This is a genomic window from Paenibacillus sp. NPDC056933 (genome assembly GCF_042674385.1).
GTDB lineage: Bacteria > Bacillota > Bacilli > Paenibacillales > Paenibacillaceae > Paenibacillus.
Genome location: NZ_JBHUQN010000002.1, coordinates 31,967 through 49,017 on the forward strand (window position 1 = coordinate 31,967; position 17,051 = coordinate 49,017).

The window sequence follows — 17,051 nt, forward strand, 5'->3', positions numbered from 1 at the left end:
GTACGAGGACATACGTATATCGAGGAGGGAATGGAATGTCAAGTCAAGCATTGGACCAATTTTTAAGTTCGAACATCGAAGATCTAAAGACTAAAGGTCTATATAACGTCATCGATACGCTGCAGGGTGCAAATGGTCCTGTTATTCGTATCGACGGAAAGTCCCTAATCAATTTGTCTTCCAATAACTATTTGGGACTGGCAACAGATTACCGCCTGATTGATGCTTCAGTTAAGGCGTCGCAGACATACGGGGCAGGCGCAGGGGCTGTGAGAACAATTAATGGTACGATGGATCTTCATATTGAGCTTGAAGAAAAACTGGCCCGTTTCAAAAAAACGGAAGCCGTTATCGTGTATCAATCGGGATTTAACTGCAATATGGCAGCTATATCCGCGGTAATGGACCAGCATGATGCGATTTTATCAGATGAGCTGAACCACGCTTCGATTATTGATGGCTGCCGCCTGTCGAGAGCCAAGGTGATTCGCTTTAAGCATTCGGATATGAATGATTTAAGACAGCAGGCGAAAGATGCCAAGGAATCAGGTCAGTACCATAAAATTATGGTCATCACCGACGGGGTTTTCTCCATGGATGGTGATATAGCAAAGCTGCCCGAAATCGTGAAAATAGCAGAAGAATTCGATCTGATTACTTATGTGGATGATGCCCACGGATCGGGCGTTCTCGGAGCAGGTGCGGGAACCGTGAAGCATTTTGGATTGTCCGACCGCATTGACTTTCAAATTGGTACTCTTTCCAAGGCGATCGGCGTTGTCGGCGGTTATGTGGCGGGTAAAAAACAACTGATCGAATGGTTGAAGCTGAGAAGCCGTCCGTTTCTGTTCTCGACATCGCTACCTCCGGCTGTAATCGCTTCTTGCTGCGCTTCTGTCGACATTTTGATGAATGACAAAGAGCTGATCGAGAAGCTGTGGGAGAACGGCAATGATTTGAAAAATGGCTTGAGCCGGCTTGGATATGATGTAGGCCAAAGCGAAACGCCGATCACACCTTGTATCATTGGCGATGAAGTAACCACCCAACAGTTCAGCAAAAGGCTCTATGAAGAAGGCGTTTACGCCAAGGCAATCCTGTTTCCGACGGTTCCGAAAGGAACCGGAAGAATACGCAACATGCCGACAGCTGCCCATACCAAGGAGATGCTCGACCAGGTGATCTCCGTTTATGAGAAAGTTGGCAAGGAAATGAAGCTGATTTAGCTGCATTCGCGGGAGTATATTTCGGGAGGAATGTCTTATGGACAAGATTTTGGTGACCGGAGCACTGGGCCAAATCGGTTCTGAGTTAGTTGTTAAATTACGTGAAATTTATGGTGCGGATCACGTCGTTGCTACGGATCTCAGGTCATCAGCCCACGAAATTACCCGATCCGGGCCATTCGAGCTGCTGGACGTGACGAATGATAAGGTGATGTTCGAAATCGCCAAGCGGTACGAAGTTGATACCGTCATCCATTTGGCTGCTCTGCTGTCGGCTACCGCAGAGGAGAAACCGCTGCTTGCCTGGAATTTGAATATGGGCGGATTGATGAATGCACTTGAAATATCCAGGGAGCTTGGCTGCCAATTTTTCACTCCAAGCTCCATTGGATCTTTTGGTCCTTCGACTCCGAAAGACAATACCCCGCAGGATACGATCCAGAGGCCCAATACGATGTACGGCGTGAACAAAGTGTCTGGCGAACTGCTTTGTGATTATTATTTTCACAAATACGGCCTGGATACCAGGGGGCTGCGATTCCCGGGTTTGATATCTTATATGACGCCTCCCGGCGGAGGAACGACGGATTACGCGGTGGAAATTTATTACGCAGCCGTGACGGCTGGCCGGTATACATCTTATATCGCCAAGGACTCAAACATGGACATGATGTATATGCCGGATGCCCTGAACGCTATCATCGAATTGATGGAAGCGGATTCTTCCCGGTTGATGCACCGAAATTCATTTAATGTCACCGCAATGAGCGTGGATCCGGAGGCGATCGCTGCAGCGATTCGGGATGAGTTTCCCGGCTTTATCCTCGATTATGACGTTGATCCGAAGAGACAGGCGATTGCCGATAGCTGGCCGCATTCCATTGATGCGACGGCAGCGAAAACAGAATGGGGATTTCATGCCCGCTACGACCTGAAGGCCATGACGAAGGATATGCTTTCACAGCTAAGCGAGAGACAAATGCTTCGCAAGGCTTAAAGTTATTATGAATTCGCTGTGCAAAGCGAGTAGAAATACAAAAGAAGCTGCATCAAGAGGTTTGGCGTTACCCGGACCTTTTGTTGCAGCTTCTTTTTACATCCTCCAGCCCAGACATTTCCGTGGTCTGTGGCTTATCAGATAAAGAACACGGCATAATGCTTCGTCTGTCATTTGAGCGAAATCCGTGCCTTTAGGAAAGAATTCTCGCAAAAGACCATTGGCATTCTCATTTGAGCCTGTTGCCAGGGGGAATAGGGGCTGCAAAATACACCTGTATAACAGGTGTGGCTTCCAGATTGGCATAACAGGCAAACTCCTTCCCCCGGTCGAACGTCATGGACTTCAATGTCACCATGAAAAGTGCCTTGCGTCGTATCATATTTGAGCAGATGAGCTAACATTTTAGCATTTGTAAGGTCGTTAATCGCTACAACCTCGACGCCTTCCACATCTTGAATTCGGCGAAAAGCGAGTCGTCCGATTCGTCCAAAACCGTTTATACCTACTTTTACAGTCATTGAAAAATCCCCCTATAAGTTTTATTTATTCCAATAAGCGAATGCCAGTGATGAAATAAAAATGGGCCAGCGCTATTTCATTCTAGAATGGCCTGTTGTATAATAAAAAAAAGAGACCGATCGGTATCTTCATATTAGCATGATATTAGTGAATTGCAAGACGAATTGAGTAATTCATTTAAAACAAATGAAATAAAAAAAGGTTCATACGGAGGAGCTCATGAAAAAAGGGGACAGAACACGGGAACATATCATTATGAAATCGGCTGAAATTTTTAACCAGAGAGGATATGCCGGTACATCGCTAAACGATATTATTGCCGACACAGGAATTAAGAAGGGGGGCATCTATCGACATTTTGCCAGTAAAGACGAGATAGCGCTTGAAGCCTACAATTATGCTGCCAGTATGGTCGCCAGAAAATTTTCTGAAGCGGTCGATCAAGAGCAGTCTGCGTCAGGAAAGTTGGTTGCTTTTTTTCGTGTCTATGAGAATGTCGTCAACGATCCACCGTTTATTGGCGGATGTCCCATGCAGAATACAGCTGTAGAAAGTGACGATACTCATTTGGAGCTTTGTGGTCAGGCAAGGCAAGGGCTGCATAGCTTCTTGGATATGATGAAAAGTATTATTCGTGACGGCATTCAAGCTGGGGAGTTTAGGGAGGATCTGGATGTGGATGCGCTAGCATCATTTGCATTTTCCTTGTTGGAGGGAGGGATTTTACTCAGCAAGTTGGATGGGGATAACAAGCACATGCTAATGAATAAAAAAATCTTCTCGTCCTATTTGCAGCAATGCTGCTTAAAGACCAGTTAATCTGGTGTACTGGCACATCGAAATGGAACTGAGCATCATCGATGACAACTCAAGTTCAGAATTTTGACTTTCGAAGGATCATTTCTTTTAAGTATAAGCTGTCTTATGCAATAGCCCGAACGCTGGCAGGGTTTTACGGACAGGAACCTCAACAATGGATATAGTGTCGATTTTAGAACAAACCAACTTAATTACGCATGAGTTTAGTTAGACGAAATTATAGATATAGGAACTAATGTTTGGGATACTATACATATCCAAATGATCCTGGAACGGTGGGGTCATGTACTCTATGGAGAAGAAATTAGTAACCTCCTGTCGAGGGACAAGAACATGTTCCCATTAAAGTCGCTATTTTAGCGGCTTTTTTATTTTAGATGTATATCTAAATTATAAAATTAAAATCTTGGTAAGTACGGTAATAAGCTTCGGGATGGAGGTCTTACACATGGGTCTAAGGCGGTAGAGACCAGGAGATGGTACGAGGCGATCCAACTCATGGCATCTGACTATTATCTGCTGATTGAGCAACTGGTTAACAACCCTTGGTTGATCCGTTGTGCTCTGAAGAACTGGGTGGCCTGTGAGGATGGAATTCGGTGGTCAAAGCAAGAATTACACTAGAGTCGCATCATGCGGGTATGGAAAGTCTCGAGAATGTTTGGGGAATAGTAATTCATTATGAACAGAAATGGAGCTTAGAGGAATGAAAGTATTATCTATGATTCAACCATGGGCGACTCTGCTTGTCCAAGGCGAGACTCTCTATGAAACAAGATCCTGGAAGACCCGGTATCGCGGTCCGTTGGCCATTCATGCAAGCCAGAAAGTCGATAAGCAGGCCTGCAAATATGAACCCATACGTTCTTTACTCACCAAGAATGGCTATACGGAACAAAACCTCCCTACGGGGGTTATCCTTGCAACTTGCGAGCTTTCAAATTGTTATCAAGTCATCGACGCTAATCATACGTCAGCCATTCTGGATTGCGGGAAAGTTGTGTCGGGTGAGGACTTCCTGTTAGGCGATTACAGTCCAGGTTATTTTGCGTGGGAAATAGCGGGTTTCCGTCTGCTGAAGCCCTATATTCCAGTGAAGGGAAAACTGGGACTATGGGAATATCCGATAGACGAAGAGTTGATGATATGATCTATGTAAACAATTAATTAATGGGGGTTCTGACATTATTAACATGAAAAAAATGTCGAGGGACAAGAACATGTACCGAATACATTTTATTTTTACCATACTTAGGGAATAAAATGTATATAATTGTATTAAAAGATACAGAAAGGAGAAAATCAATGACAAAAAGCGAGGGAAAAAGGGGGATAAACAAGTCTGTAATAATCCCTTTGATAATTAGTTTACTAATTCCACTTTTATCAATTTTTTTACCGATCTATACGTCAACTGATGGCTACACATACAAATTAGGATTGCCCCTTGATTTTTTTTATTTTTACGGCTCTAATTTACCTTCGGGGCTTGGTTTTTTTGATGGGGATGTATTAAGCAAACATGTATCGTTTCAGACGCTCCTTTACACGCTCAATGTATTGATATGTTATTTTGTGATATACCTCATTAGGGTAGGGATATCTAAAATGAAGACCAAATAAGTTTTTTGTTTGCATCAGTTACCTTATAGTAAGCACCAAATGTCGAGGGACAAGAACTTGTACCGATTGCCGGAATGGACAAGAACATATGCCGATTACCGATTAGATGTATATCTAAATATTGATCACATGCACTTAAAGCGTTAGGATATTTGGGTCCAAATGGTGCAGGAAAGTCAACCACCATCAAAATGCTTACAGGGATACTAGTCCCATCTGAGGGAGAAATCCTAGTTAATGGAATTGTTCCGCATAAGAATAGAAAAGAACATTCTAAGCAAATTGGGGTTGTTTTTGGTCAGAGATCTCAATTATGGCGGGAACTCCCGGTAATTGATTCATTTAACTTGCTAAAACACATGTATAAAGTATCAGATAATCCAAGCTGGCGGCATTACTTGCACGGCTTGCTATTTGTGTCCTTCAATATATTAGGAATTGCATCTATTCTTGTCTTGAGCTAATGCGTACGTTCCCTTTCCCTCTTTCATACTTGTCCTTCCCAAGCTACAAACTGTTTCACATGTTCAAATCGCCATTTATATCATACGTAGCGCAAACTTTTAAATGAGCAATCAGTAGCACAACCCCAAGCAGCAAACACTTGCCGTGCGGATTCATCCGCCGGTACAAAGAATTCGATTCGTGGGTAAGCTTGATAGGTCACAGCAAGGTGTAGTTGGTTATACCGTATAGGTTTACGTTCCGCTGAGCATGGCTGCCTTGCGAGGAAGTGTTTCGCCGTATTTAAATCCTGCTCAACCGTCCATGCCTCTCTATTCCAAAACTCGCGCAGCTCTGGATATTTTTCCATCATCCTATGAAAACGCGCATATTTAGGGTCAACAAATAGAGCTGGGTGGTGGCTCTTAAAGGCTTGAATGCCAACAATTCCATGGGATTCCCAGCGGGCCTGCGACTTCTCGTCAAAGGAAGAAGCAGCTCGGATAGGCATATCCTCATTGAAGTGAAGATCAATCATATTAGGCGGATTGGAGGCAAAATAGAAATCGGACAGACCAAACAAGTTACAGAAAGCCTCATTAAATCCGACGATATCCAGCACATCGGTCACGATCATCCCCGGATAAGGCAACTGATGCAGCACGGATCTGGCTTGGTCCAGAACCCGGTCCAATTGTCGGCCAGATAAGGGAAGGGGAATCGGCACATAACCTGCGGATAGAAGCAGATCATTCCGTTCTTCGCCTGTGCAATTCAAATAATTCGCGATGTCCATAAGGGTTTGACGATCAGGCAAGCGCCGTGAACGTCCTGTCAGCAAGTTTTTGTATGTGCCGCAAGCCTCATCATTCAATTCCTGTTGGGTAAATCGCTTCATGTTCTGGATCCGGGAGGCAATCTTACCCAGGTTCTGTTGCCGTTGTATCCGAAGCCGTTCAATCGTGTCTATTACACGCTTTAATTCAGAAGCACTACTATCTTGATCCGATGTCGTCACGGTGTTCTCCCCTTTCAAAAAACAGGTGTAGTTCTGCACTTGGGAAATGAAATTGCTGCGGATATACTACAAAGTATACCAATTCACCATGCGTTGAAAAAAGGGGGAATTATTATGATACGTGCGATTTTTGTCAACCCGCACAACAATAATCCATTCACTATTCAGGAAGTCGAAACACCGCAAGCTCAACCTTGGGAGACCATCGTGGAAGTTAAAGCCTTCTCGCTTAATCGCGGCGAAGTCGTCGATGCAATCCAGCGCCAGGAAACGAGCAGGCCCGGCTGGGATTTCTCCGGTGTTGTACGCCAGGAGGCCTTAAACGGGGTCGGCCCGAAGAAAGGAAGCCGTGTAGTCGGTTTATTGCTAACGGGAGCCTGGGCGGAGCAAATCGCGGTACCTGCCCTGACTCTCGCTGAAATTCCAGACGAGATCACCTTCGAACAAGCAGCTGTCTTACCAGTTGCCGGCCTCTCGGCTCTATACGCCTTGCGTAAAGGAGGACTCTTGCTAGGCAAGCGAGTGTTAATTACAGGTTCAACCGGAGGGGTTGGTGCATTCGCTCATCAATTGGGTGCCTTATCTGGAGCTTATTCAATCGGCGTTGCACGTTCCGAGTCCAAGGCCAAGCAAGCTATGGCTTTTGGCGCAGATGAAGTCCTTGTTGGGAAAGACGTGACGAAAGCCATCGCCACGAATGGCCCGTATGATTTTATCATCGATTCCGTTGGCGGAGATACACTCGCGGCTCTTTTCCCACAGTTGATCCCACAAGGCGTCTGCGTATCCCTGGGTCACTCTTCTTCAGATACCTCTTCTTTGCACATGCTCGGTTTAGGCGGAAGGACGTTGTATAGCTTTTTTCTCGGTGAAGAAATGAACCGCCATGCTCCTTCGCAAGATCTTGCCATGCTCTCTCGGTTGGTTGGAGCAGGGAAATTGCAGACGGGTATCGCGGTGCAAGAATCCTGGGAGCAGATTGATTCCGTGGCTCGTCAATTAATCAATCGCCGTTTTACAGGCAAAGCTGTACTTACGATCTAAATATGAACCTTGTGGTAAACCTCTACCCCAAGAAGAACTGGTACGTATCTTTGAAAAGTACATTAAGAAAGCAGTGCAAATACAGCAAGTTGATTTTAAAACATACGGCATTATTTAAGCGGCTGAATTTCGAATCCTGAAGAAAGGCCTTGTATTCGCGAGAACAGGATACGGGTGGGTATCCCTTGATTTGCAAGTGAACCGGTTGCCGCATAAGTAAAAGTTTTCAATAGCAGAAACCATGACAACAACAGCACGGATGAGTTGGACAGCCTTAACATACGGAGTAGCATATTCTGACCTCCACCTCATGGCCAGGTGAATGAAGGATTGTGGGAGCGAAGACTTTGTGAGACATGGGAGGGTTCACGAGTTTAATTCCAATATAAGGAAAAATTATGTAGTAATACACAATGAACATACTTATCAAGGAACAGTTAACTTTTGTAACTGCTCCTTTTATTGAAAGTTGCAGTCGATATTCCCTTGCATAAAGTGAATTCTCCAGTTATTTTGCTAAACGTTCAAACAAGTTTTGAGGGTGCCGAACGAGAGCAATTGTTTGATAACTTAAGCGAATGGCGGGAAAGTTGAATAATACTACTACGGTAAGTACCAGAAAATCAGCTACCGTCTTCATTAAACTAAGAGCAGCCTTGTTTAAGTACTGAAATGATCGGTACAAGTTCTTGTCCCGAGCCAGGACAAGAACATAGTCCGATTACCGATTAGATATACATCTAAACATTGATCACATGCACTTAAAGCTTTATTAAGTATCATAATACATGAAAATGTCACAATGTTATGTGACAACTGAATAGATGAGAGGTTAAAGACAGTTGGCTAGGTGTTAAAAAGAGAAATATCGGTCTGAAACTAACTGTTGAGGACAAGAACTTGTTCCGTTTGCCGAAATGGACAAGAACATCAGAACGGGCAGGTTAGCCCAATATATAGTATTATGGCGATGTATTAAGTTTCAATCAAGGTAGGGCTAAGGTGAAACATGAAGAAGCAAACCAAAATAGTTTTGGAGTACGGGAAGCATACATATATTTTTGACAAATCATCAGGATTGATGATATTAATCCACTTTATAAATGCCCCAATCAATATTATTTATTTCGCTCGCATGGAAAAATAATCATGTGTTACTAGTAATTGATGATTTATAAATAAGGAGTGTCTCTGATATACTCATCAATGCACTTTAGCGATAATTCCAAGATATAGTTTTTGATTCAATACTTTCTTTTCTTGGAGAGTTATCCGCTAATGTGTAGCTATTATCATTTGTCCGGACCATGAATAATAGACCTTACTATACAAAATAACATGAGGTGGATTTAGAAATGAAAAAGAAACAGATCATTTTTGGAATAGTGATTGCTCTTTTCGCTATTGTTCTGATTTCTACGGGGTTTACAGGAAACAAAAACAACAACACATACAAATTTAATATTAAGTCAAATGATGAACTATTAGAGCAGTTTAAAGAAAATAGTCTGACTGTTGAAAACAACAAGAAATTCGGTAAACAAAAACAATCACAACTTGTTTTAGATGTTGAACTTCAAAAAAACGAAGAAATCTCTCCTGAGATGACATTCTATAATGGGAACATTTCTGGAAAGTTGAAATTGAAAGAAGAAAAACAGTTTTTCAATTTTACAGGTCAAGATGTATTCCGAGAAGTGAAATATGATGATCGAACAGTATACATCGGGAGTGTTTCAGTTCAATTAAAGAACAAGATTAACGAAGAAGAAGCAGTCTTGAGTATTAGATTTGAACCTGAAACTAAGAAAATCGATGTTGCTTTAACTTCAGGAGCTATCGGTGAGACTGCATTCATTCCTTTTGGGGAAGCATTTCTAACCAAGAATGATTGGGATCAAATTAATGAGATTATTTATGGAGAAAGCCAACAATGAAAAAACATAATATTACTTTGTTCGTCGTTATTTTAGCTATTATAGAAAAATGTCGAGGGACAAGAACATGTTCCCATTGAAATCGCTATTTTAGCGGCTTTTTTATTTTATCGGTACAAGTTCTTGTCCCAAGCCAAGGACAAGAACTTGTACCGATTACCGGAATGGACAAGAACATGTTCCTATTGCCGGTTAGACATATAGCTAATTGCCACCTCGCCCATAAATTCATACAACAAACTAACGGGCAGGCTAGTTAAAAACATCTCGAGACTCTAATTTGCATTTTTACAATATTCCTAATATGGCATATATGCAAAAGCAGTGACAGAGCTGTTGCTGAAGAGATAAAAGTTTAAAGTGAATCAGTATGTAACGTTCATGTTATTACACTTGTTTTGCTTATGACAGTGGCCAAGTCTGCAATTGTCACAATTCAGCCTCTTCATCTCCGCTTGGTCTTTTGGATCAGGCTACAGTTATTATCAGGTGATGGATGCAAATGGATATTATAAATAATTTTAACCTAAGTTATTATGGGTTTTTAAGCGGGGGGGTTGTTTTGCTCTTGGTAGCATCACCATAAGTGATGTTATTGTGAATTGTTTTAGGAACCAAGTTCAAGTCACTAGAACACAGGACAAAAACTTGGTTCCATTTCTAATTATTTAGTATCATGTAGGTGATAAAAAATGCATGGTTGTGAGAAAGAGAGCTCCATGTTATATTCCAAACAATATTCTAAATCATCTAAGCTATTTATAATCAAATTGCAACAGGTGCTTTAATTCCAGGATGATGTTGATAGTCCTCAAATTCAAAGTCGTCAAATGTATAATCAAAGATTGATTTCGGTTTCCTCTTAATTATCAGCTTAGGTAATGAGTACGGCTCCCGTTGTAGTTGCGTTTTGACTTGCTCTAAATGATTTGAATATATGTGTACATCGCCAGCTGACCAAATGAACTCACCAACGTCGAGGTCGCACTGCTGGGCGACCATATGAGTTAATAATGCATAGCTGGCAATGTTAAATGGTAGCCCGAGAAATGTGTCCACAGAACGCATAGTCAACATGCATGATAATTTACCATCGGAAACATAAAATTGAAAAACAAAATGACAAGGTGGTAATTTCATATTCTCAATTTCTGAAACATTCCATGCATTAACTAAAAGTCTTCGGGAGTCTGGATTTTCTTGTATTGTTTCGATAACTGACTGTATTTGATCGATCTTTTCTCCGCTTGGTGTCTCCCATGATCGCCATTGAGATCCATATACTGGACCCAAATCTCCATGCTCATCAGCCCACTCATCCCAAATTTTTACACCGTTGTCTTTGAGATAACGGATGTTAGTATCACCTTTAAGAAACCAAAGTAACTCATGAATCACTGATTTCAGGTGAACGCGTTTAGTAGTAACCAAGGGAAAACCATCATTAAGGTTAAACCTTAATTGGCGTCCAAAAACAGACAAAGTACCTGTACCTGTTCGATCTTCTTTATACACTCCATTTTGAAGTACATCCTGTAGTAGTTCTAAATAATTTTTCATGTGTTTTACACCTCATATACCGTCTTCCAAAAAAAGAACAGCGTCAAATTAACGTTTGGTGACGACTATAGTAATTCTAAACCCTCAAGTCGACTCATTTTGGATATTTATCTTAGTTGAATCGACTTTATTATTATTTTTTAATTTGATATTACTTGACCCAATTCCTACCAAAATTATAATAACACCAAGCCATTGCATCCATGTCACTTTTTCGGACAAGAATACGGAAGACATAACAACTGCCATGGGTAACTCGGAAGCTGTCATAATTGTTCCAAGTCCTGCTCCTAAGTGAGGTAACCCTATTGAAAAGAGGAGTGGAGGTAAGACCACCCCGAAAATACCTAGCACCAATCCATAAGGCAGAAGTCTAGTTAGCACATCAACATTAAAAATGAAGGTTGGTGGGGAAATGAACAAAACTACAATGAATCCACCTGATGATAATAAAGAACTTTTTAAGATAGGAGGTGTATTTTTCCCAATAGAACTACTCAAGAAAATAAACAAGGCAAATGATATAGCTGCTAAAAGTCCCCATGTTATACCAATCCAAGAAAGGGATACTTTTTGTTGTGATAAAACATTAGCTGCTAGCAGAGACCCTATAAGTAAGACAACGATAGAGATTAATTTTCCTGTTGTAGGCTTTTTCTTATGGAATAGCCATTCGAAAATTGTTCCAATCCAAACAAACTGAAACAATAGAATAATTGCAAAAGAAGCATTGAGAGTCTGAAGTGATTGATAGTACAACATTCCTGCAAGACCAAAGGGAATTCCGGCTAGTATTAATTTTAAAATTGGCACATTATTTATTTTTCTTTTCTTCTTTACAAATAATACTAAGAACCAATTAAAAACCACCCCAAACAGGAATTGTGCTCCTATTACTTCTGCACTTGTGAAACCTACTGAGTATGCAGTTTTGACGAATGTTGATAATATTCCATAACTACACCCCCCTAAAAAAACAATTAATGCATATTGCCATAATTTCATTTCGTTGTGTCTCCTTTTTATGTAAACGTTATTTAGACGCTTAGTCTTAAGATACAAAAAGAATTTGTGGAACAAAAAAGCCACACAACTGCCAAAGACAGTTGTGTGGCGAAAATAGAGAGGGTGATCTCCCTATAAAAATCCACAGCCGTGAAGGTCTAATGTGTGTGACCGTTCATCTTTGAATTTTATTTCATTGCGTTTGAACAATATTTCAGATCAGTATAAAATTTAATATGAACCCTGTCAACTACCATTTGTTGCAAAGTAGCTTGTTTTTCATAGTTGACTTCTAGTAAACAAAAAATTAGAATTTCACATTAACATACTAATATCCATATCCAGAAAGGAATGATTTTTATTGAAAAGGATACAAGATCTCCAAACGGAAATACACGATAATGCGATTAAACAGGGATGGTGGGAAGAAAATCGCGAATTTGGCACACTAATTGCATTATGTCACAGTGAATTATCCGAAGCCCTTGAGGAGGTTAGAAAAGGGCGGTTAATAAACGAGAGCTACTATAGTGAAAATAACAAACTGGAAGGAGTACCGTCAGAGTTAGCCGATGTGGTCATACGAATTCTTGATATTTGTGAATACTACAAGATTGACTTAGAAGAGATCATACTAGAGAAAATTGAATATAATAAAACAAGGCCATATAAACATGGAAAACAGTTTTAAGTTATAAAAGCCAAGAGAGTGAGAAATCATTCTCTTGGCTTTTTATGTTTAATAGATGCTTTACATAATAAAAAGGGAATTAATAGAAAAAATCAGAGCGATTTAAGGTGTAGAAAATAAAAAAAATTCAATATCTACTTATAAGAAAAGATGGTTCGATCTGGACCTTGAACAAAAGTTCAAATTGATTTTTACATATGTTCACGCTAGTGTAGGCATTATCAAATTTGAAATTCTTTATTCAGGGGGAGTTTTCTCTACACCGAAAAAATACACTCAAGGAGAGATTATGATATGAGAATGGTAGATATAATTGAGAACAAACGTAACGGAAAAGAATTGTCAACGGAAGAGATCAACTTTGTTATTCAGGGGTACACAAATGCAGAAATACCTGACTATCAAGTTAGTGCTTTAGCAATGGCGATCTACTTCAAAAATATGACTAATAAGGAACGTGCCGATCTAACCATGGCTATGGCTAATTCCGGTGATACAATTGACTTATCAGAGATCGAAGGTATAAAGGTGGATAAACATTCGACTGGTGGGGTTGGAGATACAACCACACTAGTGTTGGCTCCACTAGTAGCTGCATTAGACGTTCCAGTTGCCAAAATAACAGGACGTGGCCTTGGTCATACAGGTGGTACTTCCGATAAATTAGAATCTGTTCCTGGCTTTCATGTGGAACTCGAAAAAGAACAATTCTTTAAGCTCGTAAATGAAAATAAAATAGCGGTCATTGGTCAAAGTGGTAATCTCACTCCAGCAGACAAAAAACTTTATGCTCTTCGTGATGTTACAGCGACTGTTAACTCGGTACCTTTAATTGCCAGTTCAATCATGAGTAAAAAAATTGCTGCTGGTGCTGATGCTATCGTTTTGGATGTCAAAACCGGGGCTGGTGCCTTTATGAAGACAGTGGAGGAGGCAAGGGAACTTGCACGCGCCATGGTTGATATCGGAAATAATTTAGGTCGTAAAACAATGGCGCTAATCTCTGATATGTCTCAACCACTGGGTAAAGCAATTGGGAACTCTTTGGAAGTGAAAGAGGCTATTCTTACGTTACAAGGTAAGGGTCCGAAGGATTTAGAGGAACTTTGTTTGGCATTAGGTAGTCAAATGGTGTTCTTAGCTGGTAAAGCTGATTCACTGGAAGATGCAAAAGAAAAGCTTGAAATTGTAATGAAAAATGGTAAAGCCTTAGAGAAGTTTAAACTGTTCCTTGCTAATCAAGGGGGAGATGCATCTTACGTTTCATTATTTCATAAGTATTGAAGAAAAATAAAGTGAAAGCCTGAAAAGTTGTTTTATCATTAAATAATTGAATCATCATAATAGAGCACTGAACTAGACATGGTATCGCTGTATTTAGATTTTGTGCTTTTTATCATAGGAAATTAGAGATGAATACGGAGATTCAAGAGAAATGATTTACAGGGGAAATCGCCTAATTAGTCTCAAGATACAAATACAGTAGAGCAGATTTAAGTTTGAACAATTATGAAAAGTTTTAGGTAAATATCTTCAATCTAACATTTGGATTAGTGTCTAGTATGTTTTGTTTTGAAGAAATCTTCAGCTACAAAGAGAAAAGCCTCCATTTGTGGTGTAATCCATTTGTTTTTGTGATAAAACATTTGGGTGGTTACATTAATTGCAGGAATAGTTGTTTTAATTTCTACAAGCGTACCGCTATTAATTGAATCTTTTGCTGAAAATAATGGCAAAAAAGAGACTCCCATATTTTTTTTAACAAGATTAATAATTGTTTCTGTGTTTCCGATCTCCAGTATTGGTTTGATTTCTAAGTCCCTGTCGGCTAATAGTCTGTCCAATTCGTCACGGTAGCTAGCTCCCTGTTCTGTTAAAAGGAAACTCATTTCTACCAAATCTTCTAAGTTGACGATTTTATCAAGAGAAGAAGTTATGGAAGGTGAAGCTACAAATATAATTTCTTCTTCTGAAAAGACCGTTCTTTTCATGCCTGGGAAATTTATTTTCTTTTCTAAGGTAAAAAACAAGTCTATTGTGTTGTTTCTGACTAAATCGATATGATACTCGCTTCCAGCAGTGGTTACTACAATTTCTACTTCAGGATACAAATTGTTATAACTCAACAAAATGTCCGGCAAAACGGACGTGGATATAGATTCTACACTTCCAATGCGTAATGTACCTGTGATTGTTTCATTTTTTTTATCTGATGTAGATTTAGTAGATTCGATAGCTCTTTTAGTCGAACGAATAATTTCATTCGCATGAAAGATAAAAGTTCTGCCTTGTTCTGTAAGAGCAATACCTCTGCCAACTCGTTCAAATAGTTGAGTTTCTAGTTCCTTCTCTAACTGTTGAATTTGAATCGTGATCGCCGATTGAGAATAACCAAGTTTCTCTGCTGCTTTTGTAAAACTCTTCAGTTCTGCCACTTTGAGAAAAGTTAAGATATTCTTTATTTCCATTGTAATCACCTATTAGTATTTTTAATTGAATCATTAAATTTATGAATTTTATTAATGCTTAGATTTAAGTTAATATACTTGTTAGAGAAAATCAAGACTTAATAGGTTGATATAAATTTTGAGGTGAACATGATGATTGCACAAGGATTCTCAACAAATAACGAAATAGAAAAGGCTACTGAGGAGTTTATCAATTATTTCTTCTCCTATCATCGCGATCTTTCTAAAAACAAAGTTAACTGTGAGATAGATAAAAATAAATTAAAACAGTTAAGGGAGATAGGTATACCAACCCAGGGGCGAGATATTAAAACTGTTGTAAACGAAATGGTTGAAGATGTTTATCAATACGGCTACTCCGTAAATCATCCCAGATATCTAGGTTTTGTACCTGGACCAGCTTCTATGATTTCTTGGCTTGGGGATGTTATGACTGCAGCTTTTAATCGTCATGCTGGTAGTTGGATGAGTAGTCCTGCTGCAAACAGTATTGAACAGGGACTAATAAAATGGCTTTGCGAACAAGCTGGCTTTAATGAAAACTCCGGAGGGTTGTTTGTATCTGGAGGTTCAATGGCTAATCTCACAGCAATGACTGCTGCCAGAGATGAAGTCCTTGATGAAAAAACACAACATCTGGGAGTGGCGTATGTGTCTGATCAAACACATAGCTCTGTAGCAAAGGGACTACGTATTATTGGGATACCAGACAGTAGAATTAGGAAAGTAGCTGTTGATTCAGATTTTAAAATGAGTGCAAAGCATCTGGAAGACCTTGTTCAAAAAGATATAAGAGATGGGCTTGTTCCTTTCATTGTTATCGCGAGCGCAGGTACAACCAATACAGGAAGTGTTGACCCATTTGAAGTAATTTCATTATTATGCCAGCGTTATGGGATGTGGATGCATGTGGATGGCGCTTTCGGTGCTTCAGTTCTATTAAATAAAACGCATAAGCATCTACTTAAAGGAATAGAACTTTCAGATAGTATCAGCTGGGATGCTCATAAGTGGCTATTCCAAACTTATGCATGCGGGATGGTTTTAGTAAAAAATAATAAACATCTGTTTAATAGTTTTAATGTACAACCAGAGTATTTAAAGGATTTGAAAACGGAAGACGATAGTTTCAATCCTTGGGATTATGGTATTGAATTGACTAGGCCTACACGTGGCCTTAAGTTGTGGTTTACCTTACAGGTTATGGGGAGCGATGGGATTAGTAATGCCATAGAACACGGATTTCAGCTTGCGAAATGGGCAGAAGATGAGTTGAGAAAAAATGCTGAGGTGGAAATCGTATCCGCGGCGCATATGTCTATAGTTAATTTTCGTTATAATCCTCTTAACATGACAGAAGACCAAAAGGATGAGTTGAATCAAATTATTTCATATAAAATTCTTGATAGTGGATATGCCGGCATCTTCACTACAGAGTTGAATGGTAAAAAAGTACTGCGTATTTGTGCGCTTCATCCAGGCACGACTGAGATGGATATTCGAGGCACAGTTAAATTGCTAAATCACTTTTTTGAGGAAGCCGTTTTGGAAGGAATGTTCATTTCTTAAGATGTGTTGTGGAGGCTGAATCCGGATCAGATCTAGAAAAAAACTTGGAATCATATGCCTGATAGGCAGAGCGTGTAGAAATGGTTTTCAATTTTGATTACAGTATGTATTGTATCATCTATCGTGAT

Annotated in this window: 12 protein-coding genes and 4 pseudogenes; 10 read left to right on the top strand and 6 right to left on the bottom strand. The window is 40.0% G+C overall.

Annotated features, from left to right (window positions below; genetic code table 11):
• Window positions 1-35: 35 nt before the first annotated feature.
• Both ACFTRD_RS15125 and ACFTRD_RS15130 read left to right on the top strand, forming a co-directional pair.
• Window positions 36-1,226 (top strand): glycine C-acetyltransferase, encoded by a 1,191-nt coding sequence (locus ACFTRD_RS15125; protein ID WP_379381462.1) that lies wholly within the window; start codon window positions 36-38, stop codon window positions 1,224-1,226.
• Window positions 1,227-1,263: 37 nt separating this feature from the next.
• Window positions 1,264-2,223 carry an L-threonine 3-dehydrogenase gene (locus tag ACFTRD_RS15130; RefSeq protein ID WP_379381464.1) on the top strand — a complete coding sequence of 320 codons (960 nt, stop codon included), beginning with the start codon at window positions 1,264-1,266 and terminating at the stop codon, window positions 2,221-2,223.
• Window positions 2,224-2,319: 96 nt separating this feature from the next.
• On the opposite strand, the pseudogene ACFTRD_RS15135 reads toward ACFTRD_RS15130, so the two are convergent.
• Window positions 2,320-2,572: pseudogene (locus tag ACFTRD_RS15135) on the bottom strand (IS30 family transposase); the annotation flags it as partial.
• Window positions 2,559-2,744, bottom strand: a pseudogene (locus ACFTRD_RS15140) (glyceraldehyde 3-phosphate dehydrogenase NAD-binding domain-containing protein); the annotation flags it as partial. The pseudogenes ACFTRD_RS15135 and ACFTRD_RS15140, both read right to left, overlap by 14 nt.
• Window positions 2,745-3,000: 256 nt before the next feature.
• Between ACFTRD_RS15140 and ACFTRD_RS15145 the strand changes: the two are divergent.
• From ACFTRD_RS15145 to ACFTRD_RS15155, 3 genes and pseudogenes are all read left to right on the top strand, one after another.
• A complete protein-coding gene (locus tag ACFTRD_RS15145; RefSeq protein ID WP_379381466.1) occupies window positions 3,001-3,564 on the top strand; it encodes a TetR/AcrR family transcriptional regulator in 564 nt (187 codons plus the stop codon).
• Window positions 3,565-4,270: 706 nt separating this feature from the next.
• Window positions 4,271-4,714, top strand: a complete 444-nt coding sequence (locus ACFTRD_RS15150; RefSeq protein ID WP_024630087.1) for an ASCH domain-containing protein — start codon at window positions 4,271-4,273, stop codon at window positions 4,712-4,714.
• A gap of 616 nt (window positions 4,715-5,330) precedes the next feature.
• Window positions 5,331-5,561 (top strand): annotated as a pseudogene (locus ACFTRD_RS15155) (ATP-binding cassette domain-containing protein); the annotation flags it as partial.
• A 170-nt stretch (window positions 5,562-5,731) separates the two neighbouring features.
• Here ACFTRD_RS15155 and ACFTRD_RS15160 read toward each other — a convergent pair.
• A complete protein-coding gene (locus ACFTRD_RS15160) occupies window positions 5,732-6,649 on the bottom strand; it encodes an MmyB family transcriptional regulator (RefSeq protein ID WP_379381469.1) in 918 nt (305 codons plus the stop codon).
• A gap of 114 nt (window positions 6,650-6,763) precedes the next feature.
• Between ACFTRD_RS15160 and ACFTRD_RS15165 the strand changes: the two genes are divergently transcribed.
• Complete coding sequence (locus ACFTRD_RS15165) at window positions 6,764-7,693, top strand: zinc-binding dehydrogenase (protein ID WP_379381471.1); 930 nt, start codon at window positions 6,764-6,766, stop codon at window positions 7,691-7,693.
• Window positions 7,694-9,048: 1,355 nt separating this feature from the next.
• The gene (locus tag ACFTRD_RS15170; RefSeq protein WP_379381472.1) at window positions 9,049-9,630 is read left to right on the top strand and encodes a hypothetical protein; all 582 of its coding nucleotides are present in this window, start codon (window positions 9,049-9,051) and stop codon (window positions 9,628-9,630) included.
• Window positions 9,631-10,395: 765 nt separating this feature from the next.
• Here the strand turns inward: ACFTRD_RS15170 and thyA are convergent.
• On the bottom strand, window positions 10,396-11,190 hold the full coding sequence (gene thyA, locus ACFTRD_RS15175; protein WP_379381474.1) for a thymidylate synthase: 795 nt from the start codon (window positions 11,188-11,190) through the stop codon (window positions 10,396-10,398).
• 84 nt (window positions 11,191-11,274) lie between these two features.
• Entirely contained in the window at window positions 11,275-12,195 is a 921-nt protein-coding gene (locus ACFTRD_RS15180; protein WP_379381476.1) for an EamA family transporter, read from the bottom strand.
• Window positions 12,196-12,556: 361 nt separating this feature from the next.
• Here ACFTRD_RS15180 and ACFTRD_RS15185 point away from each other — a divergent pair, with 361 nt between their 5' ends.
• The gene (locus ACFTRD_RS15185) at window positions 12,557-12,886 is read left to right on the top strand and encodes a nucleoside triphosphate pyrophosphohydrolase family protein (protein ID WP_379381478.1); all 330 of its coding nucleotides are present in this window, start codon (window positions 12,557-12,559) and stop codon (window positions 12,884-12,886) included.
• 294 nt (window positions 12,887-13,180) lie between these two features.
• A pseudogene (locus ACFTRD_RS15190) lies at window positions 13,181-14,149 on the top strand (pyrimidine-nucleoside phosphorylase); the annotation flags it as partial.
• A 287-nt stretch (window positions 14,150-14,436) separates the two neighbouring features.
• Here the strand turns inward: ACFTRD_RS15190 and ACFTRD_RS15195 are convergent.
• A complete protein-coding gene (locus tag ACFTRD_RS15195) occupies window positions 14,437-15,354 on the bottom strand; it encodes a LysR family transcriptional regulator (protein WP_379381480.1) in 918 nt (305 codons plus the stop codon).
• Between the two features lie 129 nt (window positions 15,355-15,483).
• Between ACFTRD_RS15195 and ACFTRD_RS15200 the strand changes: the two genes are divergently transcribed.
• Window positions 15,484-16,923 carry a pyridoxal phosphate-dependent decarboxylase family protein gene (locus tag ACFTRD_RS15200; protein WP_379381482.1) on the top strand — a complete coding sequence of 480 codons (1,440 nt, stop codon included), beginning with the start codon at window positions 15,484-15,486 and terminating at the stop codon, window positions 16,921-16,923.
• The last annotated feature ends 128 nt before the right edge of the window (window positions 16,924-17,051 follow it).